This is a genomic window from Enterobacter cloacae complex sp. 6730903, assembly GCF_048283985.1.
In the GTDB taxonomy this organism is placed as follows: domain Bacteria; phylum Pseudomonadota; class Gammaproteobacteria; order Enterobacterales; family Enterobacteriaceae; genus Enterobacter; species Enterobacter hormaechei_C.
Window position 1 is genome coordinate 1 of record NZ_JBLVXX010000047.1, and the last position, 19,955, is coordinate 19,955.

The 19,955-nt window shown below is 55.7% G+C and carries 17 protein-coding genes; 4 read left to right on the forward strand and 13 right to left on the reverse strand.

The window, feature by feature from the left end; translation table 11 throughout:
* Window positions 1-107: 107 nt before the first annotated feature.
* The 4 genes from ACNQ0W_RS20430 to soxR all read right to left on the reverse strand — a co-directional run bounded on the left by ACNQ0W_RS20430 (window position 108) and on the right by soxR (window position 5,043).
* Complete coding sequence (locus ACNQ0W_RS20430; RefSeq protein ID WP_003860270.1) at window positions 108-1,754, reverse strand: Na+/H+ antiporter; 1,647 nt, start codon at window positions 1,752-1,754, stop codon at window positions 108-110.
* Between the two features lie 152 nt (window positions 1,755-1,906).
* On the reverse strand, window positions 1,907-3,256 hold the full coding sequence (gene ghxP / locus ACNQ0W_RS20435) for a guanine/hypoxanthine transporter GhxP (RefSeq protein WP_006810466.1): 1,350 nt from the start codon (window positions 3,254-3,256) through the stop codon (window positions 1,907-1,909).
* Between the two features lie 297 nt (window positions 3,257-3,553).
* Entirely contained in the window at window positions 3,554-4,225 is a 672-nt protein-coding gene (locus tag ACNQ0W_RS20440; RefSeq protein WP_017694715.1) for a glutathione S-transferase family protein, read from the reverse strand.
* A gap of 359 nt (window positions 4,226-4,584) precedes the next feature.
* Complete coding sequence (gene soxR / locus ACNQ0W_RS20445; protein WP_062933756.1) at window positions 4,585-5,043, reverse strand: redox-sensitive transcriptional activator SoxR; 459 nt, start codon at window positions 5,041-5,043, stop codon at window positions 4,585-4,587.
* A gap of 98 nt (window positions 5,044-5,141) precedes the next feature.
* Between soxR and soxS the strand changes: the two genes are divergently transcribed.
* Complete coding sequence (gene soxS, locus ACNQ0W_RS20450) at window positions 5,142-5,468, forward strand: superoxide response transcriptional regulator SoxS (RefSeq protein WP_047052085.1); 327 nt, start codon at window positions 5,142-5,144, stop codon at window positions 5,466-5,468.
* Between the two features lie 6 nt (window positions 5,469-5,474).
* Here the strand turns inward: soxS and ACNQ0W_RS20455 are convergent, their stop codons facing one another.
* Window positions 5,475-7,040 (reverse strand): EAL domain-containing protein, encoded by a 1,566-nt coding sequence (locus ACNQ0W_RS20455; protein ID WP_062933757.1) that lies wholly within the window; start codon window positions 7,038-7,040, stop codon window positions 5,475-5,477.
* A 265-nt stretch (window positions 7,041-7,305) separates the two neighbouring features.
* Complete coding sequence (locus ACNQ0W_RS20460; RefSeq protein WP_062933758.1) at window positions 7,306-8,706, reverse strand: sensor domain-containing diguanylate cyclase; 1,401 nt, start codon at window positions 8,704-8,706, stop codon at window positions 7,306-7,308.
* 443 nt (window positions 8,707-9,149) lie between these two features.
* Here ACNQ0W_RS20460 and ACNQ0W_RS20465 point away from each other — a divergent pair, with 443 nt between their 5' ends.
* Window positions 9,150-9,431, forward strand: a complete 282-nt coding sequence (locus ACNQ0W_RS20465; protein WP_003860282.1) for a YjcB family protein — start codon at window positions 9,150-9,152, stop codon at window positions 9,429-9,431.
* 60 nt (window positions 9,432-9,491) lie between these two features.
* Here ACNQ0W_RS20465 and ssb1 read toward each other — a convergent pair whose 3' ends face one another.
* Entirely contained in the window at window positions 9,492-10,016 is a 525-nt protein-coding gene (gene ssb1, locus ACNQ0W_RS20470; protein ID WP_003860284.1) for a single-stranded DNA-binding protein SSB1, read from the reverse strand.
* Between the two features lie 251 nt (window positions 10,017-10,267).
* On the opposite strand from ssb1, the gene uvrA reads away from it, so the two are divergent.
* Entirely contained in the window at window positions 10,268-13,090 is a 2,823-nt protein-coding gene (gene uvrA, locus ACNQ0W_RS20475) for an excinuclease ABC subunit UvrA (RefSeq protein WP_003860287.1), read from the forward strand.
* Window positions 13,091-13,093: 3 nt separating this feature from the next.
* On the opposite strand, the gene ACNQ0W_RS20480 is transcribed toward uvrA, so the two are convergent.
* The 6 genes from ACNQ0W_RS20480 to dnaB all read right to left on the reverse strand — a co-directional run bounded on the left by ACNQ0W_RS20480 (window position 13,094) and on the right by dnaB (window position 18,767).
* Window positions 13,094-13,447, reverse strand: coding sequence for an MmcQ/YjbR family DNA-binding protein (locus ACNQ0W_RS20480; protein ID WP_045141430.1), 354 nt, complete (start codon window positions 13,445-13,447; stop codon window positions 13,094-13,096).
* Between the two features lie 2 nt (window positions 13,448-13,449).
* Complete coding sequence (locus ACNQ0W_RS20485) at window positions 13,450-13,866, reverse strand: secondary thiamine-phosphate synthase enzyme YjbQ (protein ID WP_062933759.1); 417 nt, start codon at window positions 13,864-13,866, stop codon at window positions 13,450-13,452.
* Window positions 13,867-13,978: 112 nt separating this feature from the next.
* A complete protein-coding gene (gene aphA / locus ACNQ0W_RS20490; RefSeq protein WP_062933760.1) occupies window positions 13,979-14,692 on the reverse strand; it encodes an acid phosphatase AphA in 714 nt (237 codons plus the stop codon).
* A 263-nt stretch (window positions 14,693-14,955) separates the two neighbouring features.
* Window positions 14,956-16,149 carry an aromatic amino acid transaminase gene (gene tyrB / locus ACNQ0W_RS20495; protein WP_062933761.1) on the reverse strand — a complete coding sequence of 398 codons (1,194 nt, stop codon included), beginning with the start codon at window positions 16,147-16,149 and terminating at the stop codon, window positions 14,956-14,958.
* 109 nt (window positions 16,150-16,258) lie between these two features.
* Window positions 16,259-17,338 (reverse strand): alanine racemase, encoded by a 1,080-nt coding sequence (alr, locus tag ACNQ0W_RS20500; RefSeq protein WP_062933762.1) that lies wholly within the window; start codon window positions 17,336-17,338, stop codon window positions 16,259-16,261.
* Window positions 17,339-17,354: 16 nt separating this feature from the next.
* Window positions 17,355-18,767, reverse strand: coding sequence for a replicative DNA helicase (gene dnaB / locus ACNQ0W_RS20505; RefSeq protein ID WP_003860298.1), 1,413 nt, complete (start codon window positions 18,765-18,767; stop codon window positions 17,355-17,357).
* Between the two features lie 60 nt (window positions 18,768-18,827).
* Between dnaB and ACNQ0W_RS20510 the strand changes: the two genes are divergently transcribed.
* Complete coding sequence (locus ACNQ0W_RS20510) at window positions 18,828-19,811, forward strand: quinone oxidoreductase (protein ID WP_062933763.1); 984 nt, start codon at window positions 18,828-18,830, stop codon at window positions 19,809-19,811.
* Window positions 19,812-19,955 lie beyond the last annotated feature (144 nt).

Genomic DNA, 19,955 nt, shown 5'->3' on the forward strand with positions numbered 1-19,955 from the left:
AACCCAGAGTGTGCTCCGGATAGACTGAAAAGTGTTACCTATGTTCCCGGTCTGATCTGTCACCTATGTATCCGGTCATACAGCAGCGCCACCGGGCAATTACAGCGCTACTGATTCTCTATCAACAACGCTTCCAGCAGGTCCAGATCGTGCAGCAGCTTTTGCAGCGTCTCGTTGCTGATCTGCCGCGTCGCACGCAGGTGATACAGCTCGGCACGCTCGGAGCGCAGCGCCGCCAGGCGGAAACGGCGTTCGAGGTTCTCTTCCTGCAACGAACTTTCCACGTCGTTACGTCCGTCAGCACGGCGACGCAAATTACCGATCACGCGTGAACTGACTTCCTTCAGCAGCTGGTTATCAATGTTCTCTTCGGCATCGGCGGCCAGACGCTCCTCCATCTTCTCGATGGCGACAATCGCCACTTCCGCCGTCGCCGCACGGGCAATCCGCTCTTCTTTGTGCTGCTGCGAGGAGTCACCCGCGTCAATATGTTGCAGCAGAATCGGCAGCATAATCACGCCGACAAACAGGGAGAAGAGGATCACGCCCGCCGCCAGGAACACCAGTTCGTAGCGCGCCGGGAAGACGTCACCCGTCGGCAGCAGCAGAGGAATGGAGAGCACACCAGCAAGGGTGATCGCCCCGCGCACGCCCGCGAAAGAGGCAATCAGCAGCTCGCGCGTGGTCCAGGAGCCAAACTCCATCGGCTTTTTGGTCAGGAAGCGCACGCTGAATTTCTTCATCGTCCACAGCCAGCCGAAACGCACCAGCATCAGCGCAAGGTAGATGAGCACGATATCGGTAAACAGCATCCAGACTTCAACGTTTGGATCCGCTTCGGCCGCAATCAGCGAGGATTCCATAATGCCCGGCAGTTGCAGACCCAACAGCAGGAACACCATGCCGTTAAACACAAACTCGAGCATCGCCCAGGTACTGTTTGCACGCAGGCGCATTGCCAGCGGCGCGCGGCGCATAACGCCGGAGCGGGTGATGGTCATCCCCGCGGCTACCGCCGCCAGAATACCCGACACGCCGATGTGTTCGGCAATCAGGTAAGAGGCAAACGGCAGCAGGAACAGCAGGACGATCTGCGTCGCCGGTTCATCACCACCCCAGCGGCTAAGGAAGCGCAGCGAGCGTCCGTACAGCCAGCTCACTACGAAGCCCGCGAGGATACCGCCAATCGCCACCTTGAAGAATTCCAGGGTCGCGCCGCCGACGGTAAAGACCATGGTGCCCATGGCAACCGCCACGGCAAACTTCAGGGCGACCAGGCCGGAGGCGTCGTTCATCAGCGCCTCGCCCTGCAAAATGCCCATGATTTTCTTTGGAATGCGCCCTTCGCCCACAATGCCGGACAGCGCCACGGCGTCGGTAGGCGACAGCACGGCAGCCAGCGCAAAGGCGGGTATGAGCGGGATCCCCGGTACGGCCCAGTAGATCAGGAAACCAATCCCGACCACGGTGACCACCACCAGCGCCAGCGCCAGGCCGAAGATCTCTCGCCCGTGCTCCAGAAATTCGCGCGTCGGCGTTTTCCAGCCATCGGCAAACAGCAGCGGCGGGATAAACAGCACGAGGAACAGTTCCGGATCGAACTCCACGTGCAGACCGAACGTCGGCCACGCCAGCAGCGCACCGATAGCTATTTGCATTAAAGGCAGGGGGACCTGGAAGGGCAGTACGCGTGTAACCACCCCGGATAATGAGACCACAAGGGTCATGATGAGTATTGTGAAGAAAATTTCCATGCGTTCCCTGTTTGCTGTGTTTCTTATATGCCAAACCTGAGGCGTCGTGCCTCTTATTCTATCCTCTCCAGAGTAACGTAAAAGGCAACAGGATGAGTCCTGAAAATAAAAACGGGCGGCCTGAGCCACCCGTTTTCGCATAAAAAGTCAATTCAGATGGCCCAGCCGCCCGCGTAGAACGCGACCAGCGCAACGGCGATGACCACGGTCCCGATGTTCAGCTTACGCCACTCACCGGAAACCAGACGCCCAATCACCAGCGAGGCGAAACCGATCATAATGCCGGTCACGATGTTACAGGTCAGCACGATGAATACCGCAGTGATCAGGCCGGACATGGCATCAACAAAATCCGCGAAATCGATTTTCGCCACGTTGCTCAGCATCAGCAGGCCGACGTACATCAGCGCAGGTGCGGTCGCGTAAGCCGGCACCAGATAAGAGAGCGGAGAGAGGAACAGGATCAGCAGGAACAGCACGCCAACGGTGATGGCCGTCAGGCCGGTTTTACCGCCTGCCGCCGTACCCGCTGCGGACTCAATGTACACCGCCGCAGGCGCCGCGCCCACCAGACCAGAGAAGACGCTGCTCAGGGAGTCGGTGGTCAGCGCTTTGCCGCCGTCAATAATCTGTCCGTCTTTATCCAGCAGGTTCGCCTGACCGGCCACCGCGCGGATGGTGCCGGTGGCGTCAAACACCGCGGTCATTACCAGCGCCAGCACGCTTGGCAGGATCACCGGGTTCAGCGCGCCCACAATATCCAGGCTGCCAATCAGGGAGTTGCCTTTGTCATCGCTCAGCGACGGCATGGCGAAAATCCCGGAGAAATGAACGGTCGGGTCGAAGATCAGGCCGACGATGGACACGCCGATAATGGTCAGCAGAATGCCGCCCGGCACTTTCAGTTTTTCCAGGCCAATGATCACCGCCAGACCCACCAGCGACATGATCACCGGGAAGCTCGCGAAGTTACCCAGCGCAACCGGCAGGCCGTCCAGCGGGTTCTTGATGACCAGACCCACGCCGTTGGCAGCGATCAGCAGCAGGAACAGGCCAATACCGATGCCGGTGCCGTGCGCCACGCCCTGCGGCAGGTTGCGCAAAATCCAGCTACGAATGCCGGTTGCTGAAATTACGGTGAACAGCACGCCCATCAGGAACACGGCGCCGAGCGCTACCGGGACGCTGATATGCTGGCCCAGCACCAGGCTGAAGGCGGTAAACGCGGTCAGGGAGATGGCGCACCCGATCGCCAGCGGCAGGTTCGCCCACAGGCCCATCACAATCGAACCCACACCCGCAACCAGGCAGGTGGCAACGAAGACCGCCGCTGGCGGGAAGCCCGCTTTGCCGAGCATGCCCGGCACCACGATGACGGAGTACACCATCGCCAGAAACGTGGTCAGACCGGCAACAACTTCCTGGCGCACGGTGCTGCCGCGAGCAGAAATTTTAAACATGGCGTCAAGTGAACCGCCGGTACGCGCAGATGGCGTAGACATAGAAAACATCCCCTGAAAATTTTTATTGAAAGTCCGTAAGCGTGGTGGAGACTCCACTGCCAGCGAAACGTCAAATCCTTGTGCTGCGTTTGCGACGAAAGGGGCGTCACAAAAAAAGCAAACGTTTAGCTCCGCGCTTACAAAACGGGTGGTCAAATGTAGGCAAACGATTATCTAGCCTAATACCCGCCCTTTTCAACTGAACTTTCTCGTTTTTCGCTAAAATTGCCTCATGACGATGAAGAATTAAGCAGAGGATGCGCAAACGTTATCGTCCATGCGCAATTTCGTTACATTTCAGCCTTCACCGGGGATCGTCAGTGGACCGCCTTTCGCAAGCGTTGTCTGCCAGCCCGGACGTGCCTCCACTCTCTGTTTCCACGCTGCTATGTGGTCGAGATTGTCGATGCCGCCTCTCGCCAGCAGGGCGAAGAGGGGAAAACTCATCTGGATATCAGCCATGGTCAGCGTGTCACCGGCAAACCAGCTGTTTTCGGCAAGATGATCGTTAATAAAGCGCGCATGCGTTTCCAGCTGACGGTTGAGATACGCTTTTTGCACCCCCTGCCCCAGCGCCTTACCCAGCGTGCGCAGGCCAAACGGGACGGGTGGTTTACCGAGGCTGTTGAATACCAGCTTCATTAACAGCAGCGGCATCAAAGACCCTTCGGCGTAATGCAGCCAGAAGCGATACTGCACTTTATGGGCGGGATCTAACGGTTTGAATCGTGACGCCGAATCGTACGTTTCCTGAAGATATTCCAGAATCGCGCCTGATTCGGCCAGCACCAGTCCGTTATCTTCCAGGACCGGGGATTTCCCCAGCGGATGCACTTTTTTGAGCGAATCCGGTGCAAGCATGGATTTTTCGCGCTGGTAGCGCACAATCTCATACGTCAGACCCAGCTCTTCCAACGCCCAGAGGACGCGATGTGAACGAGACTGATTAAGGTGGTGGACCGTTAGCATGATGTTCTCCGGTGACTCATACTTTTTAACTATAGAAAACTGAACAACTTCACGAAAAAAATTCGGCTAAAATCTCACCGTCTCCGGTGGCAAAAACGGCGGCCGGGCATAGAATTAAAGTGTCAGTACAAACCGGAACCTCCTCCACAAGCTCGACACGAGGGGTACTGATGTCGGGGGAAACCCTCCCGTGAGCCAGCGGGATAGAGAGAAAGACAAAGACCGGAAAAAACTAAAGCGCCCTTAGTGGCGCTTTAGTTCTTTATGCTTGTTGCCGGGTGGCGGCTGCGCCTTACCCGGCCTACAAAACCGAGAGCGTAGGCCGCCGGGTAAGCGAAGCGCCACCCGGCAAACACCTCTCATTCCTCCTCCAGCAACCGCGCCCCTGTTCCCTGCTCGCCCAGCCTGTCACCCGGGTTACGCAGCGGACAATCGCTGCGTGATAAACACCCGCAACCAATGCAGCCGTCCAGCTCATCGCGCAGGGCCACCAGCGTGTGAATACGACGATCCAGTTCTTCACGCCACTGGGACGACAGCTGCTTCCACTCCTTCGCGCTCAGCGAGTGCCCTTCCGGCAATACGCCGAACGCGTCGCCGATGGTGGCCAGAGGAATGCCGATACGTTGCGCAATTTTAATGATCGCCACGTAGCGGAGCACATCGCGGGTGTAGCGCCGCTGGTTTCCGGCGTTACGGATACTTTTTATTAACCCTTTGCTTTCATAGAAGTGGAGCGCCGACACCGCCACGCCGCTTCGCTTAGCCACTTCACCGGGGGTTAACAGCGCTTTGATGCGCGGTAATCTCTTTTCCATAAAACCTCTTTACCTCAAGTTAACTTGAGGAATTATACTCCCCCGCAGAGAAAACGACGAATCAACCAGGACAGATGTCTCCACAGAGGGGTAACCTTATGTCGCATCAGCAAATTATTCAGACGCTTATTGAATGGATTGATGAACATATCGACCAGCCGTTGAACATTGATGTGGTCGCCAGGAAGTCGGGCTATTCGAAATGGTATTTACAGAGAATGTTCCGCACCGTAATGCATCAAACGCTGGGTGATTATATTCGCCAGCGCAGGCTCCTGCTGGCGGCGCAGGCGTTACGCTCCACGCAGCGGCCCATTTTTGATATCGCCATGGATCTGGGCTATGTGTCGCAGCAGACCTTTTCCCGCGTCTTCCGCCGCGAGTTTGACCGTACGCCGAGCGACTACCGTCATCAGCTCAATTAATGCGTGTTAACGCAAGGGTTGCTGCTGCCAGGCCATAAATGCCTGGGGCGGCATCGCTTTCGCGAAGTGCCATCCCTGACAATACTGCACGCCACGCTTCAGCAACCAGCTCACCTGCTCCCCCGTCTCGACCCCTTCCGCAATGGTTTTCAGCCGCAGGCTTTGCGCCATCTCAATGATGTGCTCGGCAATCAGGTGGCTGGTGCTGTTGGTAGTTAAGGTATCGATAAAGGATTTGTCGATTTTCAGGATATCGACGTTCAGCGAATAGAGGTTATGCAGGTTAGAGTAGCCGGTTCCGAAATCATCAATCGCCACTTCATACCCCGCCTGGCGAAACGCCTGAATGACCGGCGTGGTTTTTGGCACGTCAATAAACCCCCGCTCCGTCACCTCAATTTTGATTTGCTGCGCGCGAACCGAGTAAAAGCGGGCTTTGTCGGAGATCAGGGCGATAAGACGCGAAGAGTGAAAATCCGACGCCGACAGGTTAATCGAGACATACAGATCGGGATGAGCGGCAAGAAAATGGCCCAGATCGCTGAACACCTCCTCCACGACGTAATCCGTAATGCGCTCAATCATCCCCTCTTTTTCTGCCAGGGGAATAAATTCCGCCGGGCTCATAACCTGACCGTTGAATCCAGGCCAGCGCAACAACGCCTCTGCCCCCACGCACTGGTTATTTTTAATATCAATAATGGGCTGGTAATGGACGCACAGCTGGCGTTTATTCAGAGCCCGGTGCAGAAGTCGGCCAGGCGAATTGAATTCACGGTGTGTACGCGACCACACCAGCAGAATAATAATGCTGCAAATCATCCCCAGCGGTAGCGTCAGGGTAGCCTGATGATAAAGCGTTTTATAAAAACGGGCGCTGGAGGTTGAAACGATGGCCGCAATGGGCCGCTGCCCGGATTTCACGATCGTATAAAAACGGTCATCTTTCTGAAAAGTCGTTTCCTGATGTCGAAGCATCGAATGCAATAAAGAAATACTGGCTTTCTGGCTTACAGAAAAAAATGCATTGCTGACGGTGTCATACACTCCCCACGACAGGGAACGATCGTCTGACATCACCTCACTGTACGAAAGCGGGTTGACCACTGCGACATAATTTCCGCGCTGCATATATATCATTTTATAACCATCAAAAAATGGTGTATCGCGAAAATAATAGATAGCAACGTCAGGTTTACGTGTGTAATTGGCAGCGGGGATGGTGTAAGGATGATCCGGCGTAAAAAGGGTCGAGCAGAGAAACTCCTGGCCTTCAGCATAAATTAAATCGGCAACAAAAAGACGACCGCGGGAAACGTTCAACATATATTGACGATGCTCCGGCGTACACACTTTACCCTGATATTTTTCCGCGTCTTCCCGGGCCAGATCAACCTGTTGAATAACCCGTTCAGTTTTGTTTAAAGCAAGCTCTGCAAACGTGCGCAGCTGGGCGCTGATTTCCGACACGGCTCTAAGCTGGGCAAACCATAGCGCAAGCATCACCGGCAGCATAACTACCATGATAATCCCGACCACTTTGAGCATGTTGCGCCGCGCGCTACGATTCATTTCCCGCTCTGTATCCCTGCATGTTGTACGCCTGTAGCAATGAAGACCGGCTGCTTTGGTAAACAGGTGATTACGTTGCATGAATCATGGGAAGTTAGCAACTGACTTTTAGTATTAAAAATCCTAAAATTCGTGATGCCGATAATATTTTCCCGTAAGCCAAACTAAAAGTATTCATTTCGTTTCTGATAAGGAAAATAATTACCCGCGACAGGTGTGGAAAATTCGCTGGCTGAAATAGCCTGCTCTTTGTTCTTATGCTGATTTATAAATAATCAGACGCCAGGACCGTTTTTCCTCTTCCCGTACGCTTGGCGTCATATAATGCCTTATCGGCACGCATCAGTATGGCAGAAGTATCCCGTTGCCCCTGACAGACTTCAACCACCCCGGCGCTGAAAGAGAGTACCAGCGTTTTATCGCCCACACGCAGCGGTTTTGAGATCAGCGCGGCACGCAGCCGGGAAGAGAGCAACGTTGCGGCCATACCATCCGCGCGCGCCAGCAGAAGAACAAACTCTTCGCCCCCCACCCGTCCCAGCGCTGACCCGGCCGGGCTCACCTCGCGAATACGGTCGCAAAAGTGGATCAATGCCGCATCGCCAACCTGATGTCCCCACCGATCGTTGATCTGCTTGAAGTAATCGAGATCGAACATCAGGAGACAGAAGTGGCTACTGACATCCTGCGGCGAACTGGCTGCCAGCGCCATTTTGAGCCGCTGTAAGATTGTCGAGCGATTCAGACAGCCCGTCAGATCGTCCGTGGTGGCTTTGACGGTCAGCTGCTGTTCTGCTTTTTTACGTTCGGTGATATCCAGGCCAATATTGAGAATGGAGTTATCCGGCAAAAGGATGTTTGACCAGAGAATGGTTAACTGCGTCCCGTCTTTACGCACCGGATGCCATTCGTACATATCCTTAAGCGGTGCGAAACGAACCGACTCCTGCACGCGCTGTCGCTCCTCAGGATCCGGGTAAAACAGGGCCAGCGGATCGGGGTGCTCGCCGATTTCAGTCATACTCCAGCCAAAGACTTTTTCGCATTCGGCATTCCACAATACACACCGGTTATGCCTGTCAAAGGCGTTCATTAATACCGGAGCACGCTCAAATAAGGTTTTATATTGCGTGACGACGCGCTGCATTTCCTGCGCCGTTTTTTCCCGCACGATGATGTCATCAAAATAATCTTTTAGCTTCTCAACCAATACCACCATGATATTTTTCAGTATCGGCAACGAGGTCAGTTTTTCATTAAAAGCCAAAAAGAAATAACCACTGCACTGTCTGCCATGCGCTGAGAGTTTACACAGTACGCCGCTTTGCAGCCGCGCATAGCCCGGGTGCTGAGGGGAAAATACCGCCCGGCCAATATGCGCTTTCCAGTAGATAACCCGCCAGGCGCGGTGATGGCGCTGCAACAGGGTGCTGGCAAGAAAATCCGCCACGTTGAAGGCGTGACACGTCACGTCGCCGGCACAAACCACGCGCGGCCCGTCTGCGGATTCGACACTGACCCACGAGAGATTTGCCCCCAGTGCGCTGTTGATAATTTCCAGCATTTCAACCGGCGAACATTGCGCGTTGAGTTGCGGCATCAGCTTCGCCAGGGCGTGCAGCGCCTGCATGCTGTCGTTAATAATCTCGCGTCTTTTTTCTTTCATTATCTTTTCGCAGGTCATTAATCGAGAGAGCAACCGCAATAATTCATATCTGAATAAAAGAATAAGACCACGAAATCAAAGAGCATGCTGAGTGTAAAACAAAGAATATAAAATCCAAAAAAGCCAAACAATTCAATGCGATGAATTATTTTTGCGGGTACATTTATTGTTCCAGACAAGCATAATCCATAGATATACTGCTGTAAACGCTATACAGCCGATGGCATTTTGCAAAGGTTTTGCTATCTGGATGAATTAAAAATAAAAATTCCGACCAGACGTCGTTCTGAGCGACGACGATATATTTTCCCCGGCAATAATCCCACTTTTACCTCACGCGGATACTGGCGAATAAAACAGCAAATGTGATATAGTTCACACATCTTATGTAACGAGAAACATTGTTTCATTCCAGTTCGTCTGTTTTGTCGAGGATGGGTTTTATGGCAACCATTACCACCAGCATGGTGCTCCTGCGCTGGCCGTTGTTGAGCGCGGTTTTGATGTTCCTGGCCAGCACGTTAAACATTCAGTTCCGAAAGTCCGACTACGCAGGTCTTGCTGTGATTAGCACCCTGTTAGGGTTAGGCGCCGCATGCTGGTTCGCGACAGGTTTGCTTGGCATTACGCTGGTGGATATAGCCGCCGTCTGGGAAAACATTAAAGTGGTGATGGTTGAAGCCATGAGCCACACCCCACCAGACTGGCCGATGGTGATTACCTGATAGCCTGTTATAAAAAACCCAGACATTGTCTGGGTTTTTTGTGTTTCACGCGTCTGGATATCAGAACGGGATATCGTCGTCGAAGTCCATTGGTGGTTCGTTAGACGGTGCCGGAGCAGACTGCTGCTGCGGACGAGACTGCGCGCCGCCGCTGAACTGATTGCCGCCCTGCGGCTGCTGAGGCTGACCCCAACCGCCCTGCTGCTGGCCGCCACCTGCCGGTGCGCCGCCGCCCTGACGGCCACCCAGCATCTGCATGGTGCCGCCAACGTTCACCACCACTTCCGTGGTGTATTTTTCCTGACCGGACTGATCGGTCCATTTGCGGGTGCGCAGCTGGCCTTCGATATAGACCTGAGAACCCTTACGCAGATACTCACCGGCCACTTCAGCCAGTTTGCCAAACAGCACAACGCGGTGCCATTCGGTCTGCTCTTTCATTTCACCGGTCGCTTTATCACGCCAGGATTCGGAAGTAGCCAGCGTAATGTTGGCAACTGCGCCACCACTCGGCATGTAGCGTACTTCCGGGTCCTGGCCCAGATTACCGACGAGAATCACCTTGTTTACGCCTCTGCTGGCCATGTTCGTGTCTCCTGAATACGTTTCTTAATAGTGTAAACGCGCGAGTGTACCATTTCCATGCGACACTTTGATAGTTGCGTAGCATGTTCCAGAGTTCTCTCGCGGACTCGACATTGTTACACAGTGAATCAGAAAATGCATTCCAATACTGTATATTCAAACAGGTCATTTTGTGTCATAATTAGCCGTTTCTGACAGCCGTTTGTCCTTCAAACAAATCAGGCAATCCGTGTTCCAACCGGGAAAGGTGAATGGATAAGATCGAAGTTCGGGGCGCCCGCACCCACAATCTCAAGAATATCAACCTCATAATCCCTCGCGACAAACTCATCGTCGTGACCGGGCTTTCGGGGTCTGGCAAATCCTCACTGGCTTTCGACACTTTGTATGCCGAAGGACAGCGTCGTTACGTTGAATCGCTCTCGGCGTACGCGCGTCAGTTCCTGTCGCTGATGGAAAAACCGGATGTCGACCACATTGAAGGGTTGTCCCCTGCTATCTCCATTGAGCAGAAATCCACGTCGCATAACCCGCGCTCCACGGTCGGTACCATTACCGAAATCCATGACTACCTGCGTCTGCTGTATGCGCGCGTGGGCGAGCCGCGCTGCCCGGATCACGACGTCCCGCTGGCGGCCCAGACCGTCAGCCAGATGGTGGATAACGTGCTGTCGCAGCCGGAAGGCAAACGCCTGATGCTGCTGGCGCCAATCATTAAAGAGCGTAAGGGCGAACACACTAAAACGCTGGAAAACCTGGCAAGCCAGGGCTATATCCGCGCTCGTATCGACGGCGAAGTGTGTGACCTGTCCGATCCGCCAAAGCTGGAGCTGCAAAAGAAACACACCATCGAAGTGGTGATTGACCGCTTTAAGGTGCGTGAAGATCTGGCGACGCGTCTGGCGGAATCCTTTGAAACGGCGCTGGAACTGTCGGGCGGCACGGCGGTGGTGTCAGACATGGACGATGCAAAAGCGGAAGAGCTGCTCTTCTCCGCCAACTTCGCCTGCCCGATTTGCGGCTACAGCATGCGCGAGCTGGAACCGCGCCTGTTCTCGTTCAACAACCCGGCGGGCGCGTGCCCGACCTGTGACGGCCTGGGCGTTCAGCAGTATTTCGACCCGGACCGCGTGATCCAGAACCCGGAGCTGTCGCTGGCGGGTGGCGCTATTCGCGGCTGGGATAAGCGTAATTTTTACTACTTCCAGATGCTGAAATCGCTGGCTGAGCACTATAAGTTCGACGTTGAAGCCCCGTGGGCCAGCCTGAGCGCGAACGTACATAAAGTGATCCTGTTCGGTTCCGGCAAAGAGAATATTGAGTTCAAGTACATGAACGATCGCGGCGATACCTCCGTGCGTCGCCACCCGTTCGAAGGGGTGCTGCACAACATGGAGCGCCGCTACAAAGAGACCGAATCCAGCGCGGTGCGCGAGGAGCTGGCGAAGTTCATCAGCAACCGCTCCTGCGCCACCTGCGAGGGTACACGTCTGCGTCGCGAAGCGCGTCACGTGTTTGTCGAAAACACGGCACTGCCGACCATCTCAGACATGAGCATCGGCCACGCGATGGACTTCTTCAACAACCTGAAGCTCTCCGGACAGCGCGCGAAAATCGCTGAAAAAGTGCTGAAAGAGATCGGCGATCGCCTCAAGTTCCTCGTGAACGTCGGTCTGAACTACCTGACGCTTTCCCGCTCGGCTGAAACGCTGTCCGGCGGTGAAGCCCAGCGTATCCGTCTGGCGAGCCAGATTGGCGCGGGCTTAGTCGGCGTGATGTACGTGCTTGATGAGCCGTCAATCGGCCTGCACCAGCGCGACAACGAACGCCTGCTCGGCACGCTGGTTCACCTGCGTAACCTCGGCAACACGGTCATCGTGGTCGAGCACGACGAAGACGCGATCCGCGCCGCGGACCACGTGATCGACATCGGCCCGGGCGCTGGCGTGCACGGCGGACAGGTGGTGGCGGAAGGGACGCTGAAAGACATTATGGCGGTGCCTGAATCGCTGACCGGTCAGTACATGAGCGGCAAGCGCAAAATTGAAGTGCCAAAACAGCGCGTGGCGGCGAACCCGGAAAAAGTGCTGAAGCTGACCGGCGCGCGCGGCAACAACCTGAAGGACGTGACCCTGACGCTGCCTGTCGGGCTGTTTACCTGCATCACCGGCGTGTCCGGTTCCGGTAAATCGACGCTGATCAACGATACGCTGTTCCCGATTGCGCAGACGGCACTGAACGGCGCGACGCTGGCCGAGCCTGCGCCGTACCGCGACATTCAGGGGCTGGAGCATTTCGACAAGGTTATCGACATCGACCAGAGCCCGATTGGCCGTACGCCGCGCTCTAACCCGGCGACCTATACCGGCGTCTTTACGCCCGTACGTGAACTGTTCGCCGGCGTACCGGAAGCGCGTTCGCGCGGGTATACGCCAGGACGTTTCAGCTTTAACGTGCGCGGCGGCCGCTGTGAAGCGTGCCAGGGCGACGGCGTAATCAAGGTTGAGATGCACTTCCTGCCGGATATCTACGTGCCGTGCGACCAGTGCAAAGGTAAGCGTTATAACCGCGAAACGCTGGAGATTAAGTACAAAGGCAAGACCATCCACGAAGTGCTGGATATGACCATCGAAGAGGCGCGCGAGTTCTTTGACGCCGTCCCTGCGCTGGCGCGTAAGCTGCAAACCCTGATGGATGTGGGTCTGACCTATATTCGTCTGGGGCAGTCAGCGACAACGCTGTCCGGCGGTGAAGCGCAGCGCGTGAAGCTGGCGCGTGAGCTGTCCAAACGTGGTACCGGTCAGACGCTGTATATTCTGGATGAGCCGACCACCGGCCTGCACTTTGCGGATATCCAGCAGCTGCTGGACGTGCTGCACCAGCTGCGCGATCAGGGCAACACCATCGTGGTGATTGAGCACAACCTGGACGTGATTAAAACCGCGGACTGGATTGTCGATCTCGGCCCGGAAGGCGGCAGCGGCGGCGGTGAAATCCTCGTCTCCGGTACGCCAGAGACCGTTGCAGAGTGCGAAGCCTCGCACACCGCGCGCTTCCTCAAACCGTTGCTGTAATCGTCACACGGAGAGCTGCTGTCGGATCGTTTCCGGCAGCAGTTCAACCGCCTGTTGATACGACGCATCCACCAGGTAGTAAATTTGCGAATCTGGCAGCGAGCCGTCGAGAAACACCGTACTCCAGTGCGCTTTATTCAGATGCTTACTTGGCCTGACATCATCGTGCTGCTGGCGCAGTAAGTCGGCCAGTTCCGGACTGGTTTTCAGTGATGCCGCAGGCCGCGCATCCACCTCTTTCACCATCGCGAACAGCACATCACCCACTTTGATCTGCGTGGCTTTCCAGTCGCTGTGAACGCTTTGTTCCGCACCCGGCTTGTTCATGCAGTACTGAAGTATCTCCGAAATTGTCATCTTTATTCCCCTTGTAGCGTTGCGATAATTTTACGCGAACCACCGTGAATGCGATGTTCTCCCAGCCAGATCCCCTGCCACGTTCCCAGCAGTAGCCGTCCGTTGTGGACCGGCAGCATCAGCGAGACGCCCAGCAAAGAGGATTTGATGTGCGAAGGCATATCGTCCGTCCCCTCGTAATCATGCTCATACGGGGCGTTATCCGGGACGGTTTTCAGAAAATGCCGCTCCATGTCAGACCGGACGGTGGGATCGCAATTTTCATTGAGCGTGAGAGAAGCAGATGTGTGCTGAAGCAGCAGATGCAGCAAACCCGTTTTGACGCGCGACAGGTCGCGAATTTGCCCGATGACTTCGTCCGTCACAAGGTGAAATCCGCGTGGTTTTGCGCTTAAGGTCAGGGTCTGTTGATACCACATGTGCTGCTCCATTATGAAAGGTGAATCTTTCTAAGTGTGCAGCAAGAAAGCGAAAGGTAAAACCCGCGCGGCGAGATTTGCTTAAAAAAGCATTCACCCCGCCGTTAATGCGTCAGTATTCAGAGTTAACGATCACCTCTTCACCAAATTTTCCGGCCATCGGCAGCGGTCGGTAGGTGGAGTTCGAGGCGCGTAACACCCTGATGCCTCTGGCTCCCACGTCGTGCGCCGCGGTGATGTCGTTATCTGAATCACCGTAGAACACTTTGATATTTTTCTTTTCCAGCCACTGGGTTTTGGTGTTTTGCCCTTCCTGATCCCCGGCAAAAATGACCGGATTCATGCTGGCCGCCGGGATCAGGAAATCATCCTGTAGCGTTTTCGAGACGGTTTCGGTTTTGGTCTGGCTACGTCCGGTCACGAAGTAAATGCTGTCGCCGCGCTTTACGTGCATGGCGATCAGCGCGCGGGCAACCTCTTTCGGGATACTGAACTCATCCCAGCCGTTGTTCATCTTTTCCCAGAATTCCGGCTTTTTCAGATAGGCTTCGCTGTCCGGGGAGTACGTTTTTTTGCCGCGCCAGAAACCGGGGCTGGAGAAGAGAACGGTATCGTCAATATCGAAGCCCACGGCCATCGGCGGGCGACCCGTCAGGCTGTTTTCGATTTGTGCCACTGAAACCCAGTGAATGGGAGCCTGTTCAGCAAGAATGGCGGCGGTGGTGCCGGTGTAAAGCGGCGTGGGTGCAGAAGCCCGCGCAACAACGGCGCTATTAAGCGAGAACAATAAGCAGGCGGCGCTGAGCGCCAGTGTGATCTTGCGCATATTTTCCCCTGAATATTCAGTTTGTTATCGTTTTATTTTGAGCGGATGGTCAAAAAACTATCCGACCATAACCCCAGCGGGAGGGGAAGGAAAGGAGTTTTTACTTATGAAGCTGAATAAAAAGAAGACGATCACAAAGCGCAGAAGAAACGTGTAGGCCGGTAAGCGAAGCACCACCGGGCAATGACTGGCACCGGCGCGAACAAAAAAGCCGGGTGGCGGCTACGCCTTACCCGGCCTACATGCAGTATGCAAGTAAGTACTTACATTACAGATGCAAACGCCTGCGCCACGCGCTGGACGTTGCCGGCATTCAGCCCCGCCACGCACATACGACCGCTGGCGATCAGGTAGACACCGAACTCCTCACGCAGGCGATCGACCTGCGCTGCGCTCAGTCCGGTGTAGCTGAACATCCCGCGCTGCTTGAGAAGATAATCAAAGTTATGCCCGGGCACGGCCTCTTTCAGGACGTTAACCAGCTCCTGACGCATCGACAGGATGCGCTTACGCATCGCTTCCACTTCCGCAAGCCAGGCGGCTTTCAGCTGTTCATCGCCCAGTACGGTCGCCACCACCTGCGCACCAAAGTTCGGCGGGCTGGAGTAGATACGGCGGACCGTCGCTTTCAGCTGACCGAGTACGCGTCCCGCGGCTTCGGCGTCTTCACACACCACTGACAGACCGCCAACGCGCTCGCCGTACAGGGAGAAGATTTTTGAGAACGAGTTGCTGACCAGAGCGGGAAGCCCCGCGCTGGCAATCGCGCGAATGGCGTAGGCGTCTTCCTCCATGCCCGCGCCAAAGCCCTGATAGGCGATGTCGAGGAACGGGATCAGGTTACGCGCCTTCAGCACCTCGATCACCGCATTCCACTGGGCATTGGTGAGGTCTGCACCGGTCGGGTTATGGCAGCACGGATGCAGCAATACGATACTGCGCTCCGGCAGGGTGTTCAGTTTTTCCAGCAGCGCATCAACGCGCACGCCGTTGGTTTCGCTGTCGAACCACGGATAGGTCGCCACCTTAAAGCCCGCGCCCTCGAAGATCGCAACGTGGTTTTCCCACGTCGGGTCGCTGACCCACACGCCGGAATCCGGGAAGTACTTTTTCAGGAAATCTGCGCCTACCTTCAGCGCACCCGAGCCACCCAGCGTCTGGATGGTCGCCACGCGCTTTTGCGCGAGCACCGCGTGGTCCGCACCAAACAGCAGCGGCGCGATAGTGTTGCGGTAGGTGTTTAATCCTTCCATCGGCAGATAAAGCGAAGCACCGTGCGGGGTTGCGTTCAGACGCGCTTCAGCTTCGGCAACGGCTTTCAACTGAGGAATGATGCCGTCTTCGTTGTAGTAAAGACCGATGCTGAGGTTCACCTTGTCGCTGCGAGGATCTTCTTTGAAACGCTCCATCAAGGAGAGGATAGGGTCGCCGGCGTAGGCGTCTACTTTCTGAAACACGCGATGTTCTCCGGATTATTATGAGGCAGGGAATTCAACAATAAACCGGAAGCGGAAGAAGATCGAGGAGATGTTAACAGAAGCGGGATGCATCGCATCCCGCTCATGCTTAGTCGACGTATTTCATCGCGACCCTTGAGGTAAGGCGCGTGATAAGTTCGTAAGCACTCACTTTTGTTATTTCAGCAATACGTTCTACCGGCAGGCCTTCGCCCCACATCACCGCATCGTCCCCCGCTTTATCCTGCGCGTCGGGCCCCAGATCAACACAAATCATGTCCATCGCCACGCGGCCGACAATCTTTACTTCGCGACCGTTGACCAGCACCGGCGTGCCCGTTGGTGCGGCGCGGGGATAGCCGTCACCGTAGCCCATCGCCACCACGCCAAGACGCGTATCGCGCTCGCTGATCCAGGTGCCGCCGTAACCCACCGGCTCTCCCGCTTTGTGCTCACGCACGGCAATCAGCTTTGAAACCAGCGACATCACCGGCTTAAAGCCAAAGTCCGGCCCCCAGGGTTTGTTCTCCAGCGGCGAAACGCCATAAAGAATGATGCCCGGACGCGCCCAGTCGAAATGCGACTGCGGCCACAGCAGAATACCGCCGGATGCCGCGATCGAGCGCATCCCCGGTTTGCCTTCGCAGAAGGTGTTGAAGATATCAAGCTGCTGTTCCGTTGCGCCGCATTCAGGCTCATCGGCGCGGGCAAAGTGGCTGACGATGTTCACCGGCTGACGCACATTTTTGCACTGACTCAGACGCTGATAAAACGCCTCCGCGCTTTCCGGCCGCACGCCCAGACGGTGCATGCCCGTGTCGAGCTTCATCCAGACGGTGACCGGCTCGCTCAGCTCAGCCCTTTCCAGCGCGGCCAGCTGTTCTTCGTTATGCACCGCCGTGTGCAGGTGCTGATCGGCAATGGTCGGCAGGTCCGAGGCTTCAAAAAAGCCTTCAAGGAGCAGAATCGGTTGCGTAATTCCACCTGCGCGCAGGCGGAGAGCTTCTTCGAGACGGGCGACGCCAAAAGCGTCGGCATCGGGGAGCGTTCGCGCGGTCTCAAGAAGACCGTGTCCGTAAGCGTTCGCTTTCACGACTGCAACGAGCTTACTGGCGGGCGCCAGTTCTCGCAGACGTTGCAGGTTGTGTCGCAGAGCGCGGCGGTTAATCACAACAGTTGCCGCTTGCATTTGAATTCCTTAGAAATTACTCATCATCATATTGAGGACCGGCATAGTTGTCGAAACGCGACCACTGGCCGTTAAAGGTCAGACGTACCGTACCGATGGGGCCGTTACGTTGCTTACCAATAATAATTTCGGCGATCCCTTTCAGATCGCTGTTCTCGTGATAAACCTCATCACGGTAAATGAACATGATTAAGTCGGCATCCTGCTCGATGGAGCCGGATTCACGCAGGTCGGAGTTGACCGGGCGCTTGTCTGCACGTTGTTCCAGAGAGCGGTTAAGCTGCGACAGCGCCACCACCGGCACGTGCAGCTCTTTGGCTAACGCCTTGAGCGAGCGGGAAATCTCGGCAATCTCCAGCGTACGGTTGTCGGAAAGCGACGGAACGCGCATCAGCTGAAGGTAGTCGATCATGATGAGGCCGATGCCACCGTGTTCCCGGGCGATACGGCGCGCGCGGGAGCGCACTTCCGTCGGCGTCAGGCCGGAGGAGTCATCGATATAGATGTTCCGTTTTTCCAGCAAAATCCCCATGGTGCCGGAGATCCGCGCCCAGTCCTCATCGTCCAGCTGACCGGTACGGATGCGGGTCTGATCCACGCGCGACAGGGACGCCAGAGAACGCATCATGATCTGTTCAGAGGGCATCTCAAGACTGAAGATAAGCACCGGCTTATCCTGCAACATCGCCGCGTTTTCGACGAGGTTCATCGCAAATGTCGTTTTACCCATCGACGGACGCGCCGCGACGATAATCAAATCCGATGGCTGAAGACCTGCCGTTTTCTTGTTGAGATCGTCATAACCGGTGTTCACCCCCGTCACGCCATCGTGCGGCTGCTGGAAAAGCTGCTCAATACGCGCAACGGTGGCGTCGAGCACATCAGCGATATTTTTTGGGCCTTCGTCTTTGTTCGCACGGCTTTCGGCGATCTTAAAGACGCGGGATTCCGCCAGGTCGAGCAGATCTTCGCTGGTGCGCCCCTGGGGATCGAAACCGGCCTCGGCGATCTCATTCGCCACCGAGATCATCTCGCGGACAACGGCACGTTCACGGACGATATCAGCGTAAGCGCTGATGTTCGCGGCACTTGGCGTGTTTTTTGACAGTTCCGCCAGATAGGCAAATCCGCCGACGCTGTCGAGCTGACCCAGACGCTCCAGCGATTCTGCGAGCGTAATCAGGTCGATAGGGCTACCCGACTCCTGCAACCGCGCCATTTCCGTAAAGATATGGCGGTGGGGGCGGGTATAGAAGTCTTCCGCGACAACGCGCTCGGCGACGTCGTCCCAGCGTTCGTTATCCAGCATTAAACCGCCCAACACCGACTGTTCCGCTTCAATCGAGTGCGGCGGGACTTTTAACCCGGCGACCTGATAATCACGCTCACGAGGTTCAGTCTGTTTGTTGAAGGGTTTGTTTCCTGCCATAGTGAATGGAGTTACCGAGATAAAGAGTGGGTCGAAAGATTACCACATTCTGGAGGAAGCATGGCAACACGTATTGAATTTCACAAGCATGGTGGCCCTGACGTACTCAAAGCGGTGGAATTTACCCCCGCTGCGCCTGGCGAGAATGAAATCCAGGTGGAAAACAAAGCGATCGGCATTAACTACATCGATACCTATATTCGCGGCGGCCTCTATCCGCCTCCGTCGATGCCGAGCGGACTGGGCACCGAGGCGGCCGGTATCGTCAGCAAAGTGGGCAGCGCGGTTAAGCACATTAAGGAAGGCGAGCGCGTGGTGTACGCGCAGTCGGCGCTGGGCGCTTACAGCTCCATCCATAACGTTCCGGCCGAGAAAGCGGCGCTTCTGCCAAATGCGATCAGCTACGAGCAGGCTGCCGCCTCATTCCTGAAAGGGCTGACGGTCTATTATCTGCTGCGCAAAACCTACGAAATTAAGCCTGACGAGCAATTTCTGTTTCACGCAGCCGCAGGTGGCGTGGGGCTGATTGCCTGCCAGTGGGCGAAAGCCCTGGGCGCGAAGCTGATCGGCACCACAGGCAGCGCGCAAAAAGCGCAGCGCGCGCTGGACGCGGGCGCATGGCAGGTAATCAACTATCGGGAAGAGAGCATCGTTGAGCGGCTGAAAGAGATCACTGGCGGCAAAAAGGTCCGCGTGGTGTATGACTCGGTGGGGAAAGACACCTGGGAATCTTCACTGGACTGCCTGCAACGTCGCGGGCTGATGGTGAGCTTCGGTAATGCCTCCGGGGCTGTCACCGGCGTCAACCTGGGCATTCTGAATCAGAAAGGGTCGCTGTACGTCACTCGCCCTTCCCTGCAAGGATACATCACCAACCGGGAAGAACTTGAGGAAGCCAGCAACGAGCTGTTCTCGCTGATCGCCAGCGGGGTAATTAAAGTGGATGTGGCTGAGGCGCAGAAATATCCGCTGACCGATGCGCAGCGCGCGCATGAGGTGCTGGAGAGCCGGGCAACGCAGGGATCAAGTCTGTTAATTCCCTGAGCCATAAAAAGAAATTGGGCTTCCCGTGGGAAGCCCTTTCTTTTTTTAGTTCGGCTGTATGTAGGGTACAGCTCGATGAATTCTTTAGCGGCAGCCATAGTGACAGATTCGATAAGTAAATCCTATTCTGTTCTAAGGATTGCT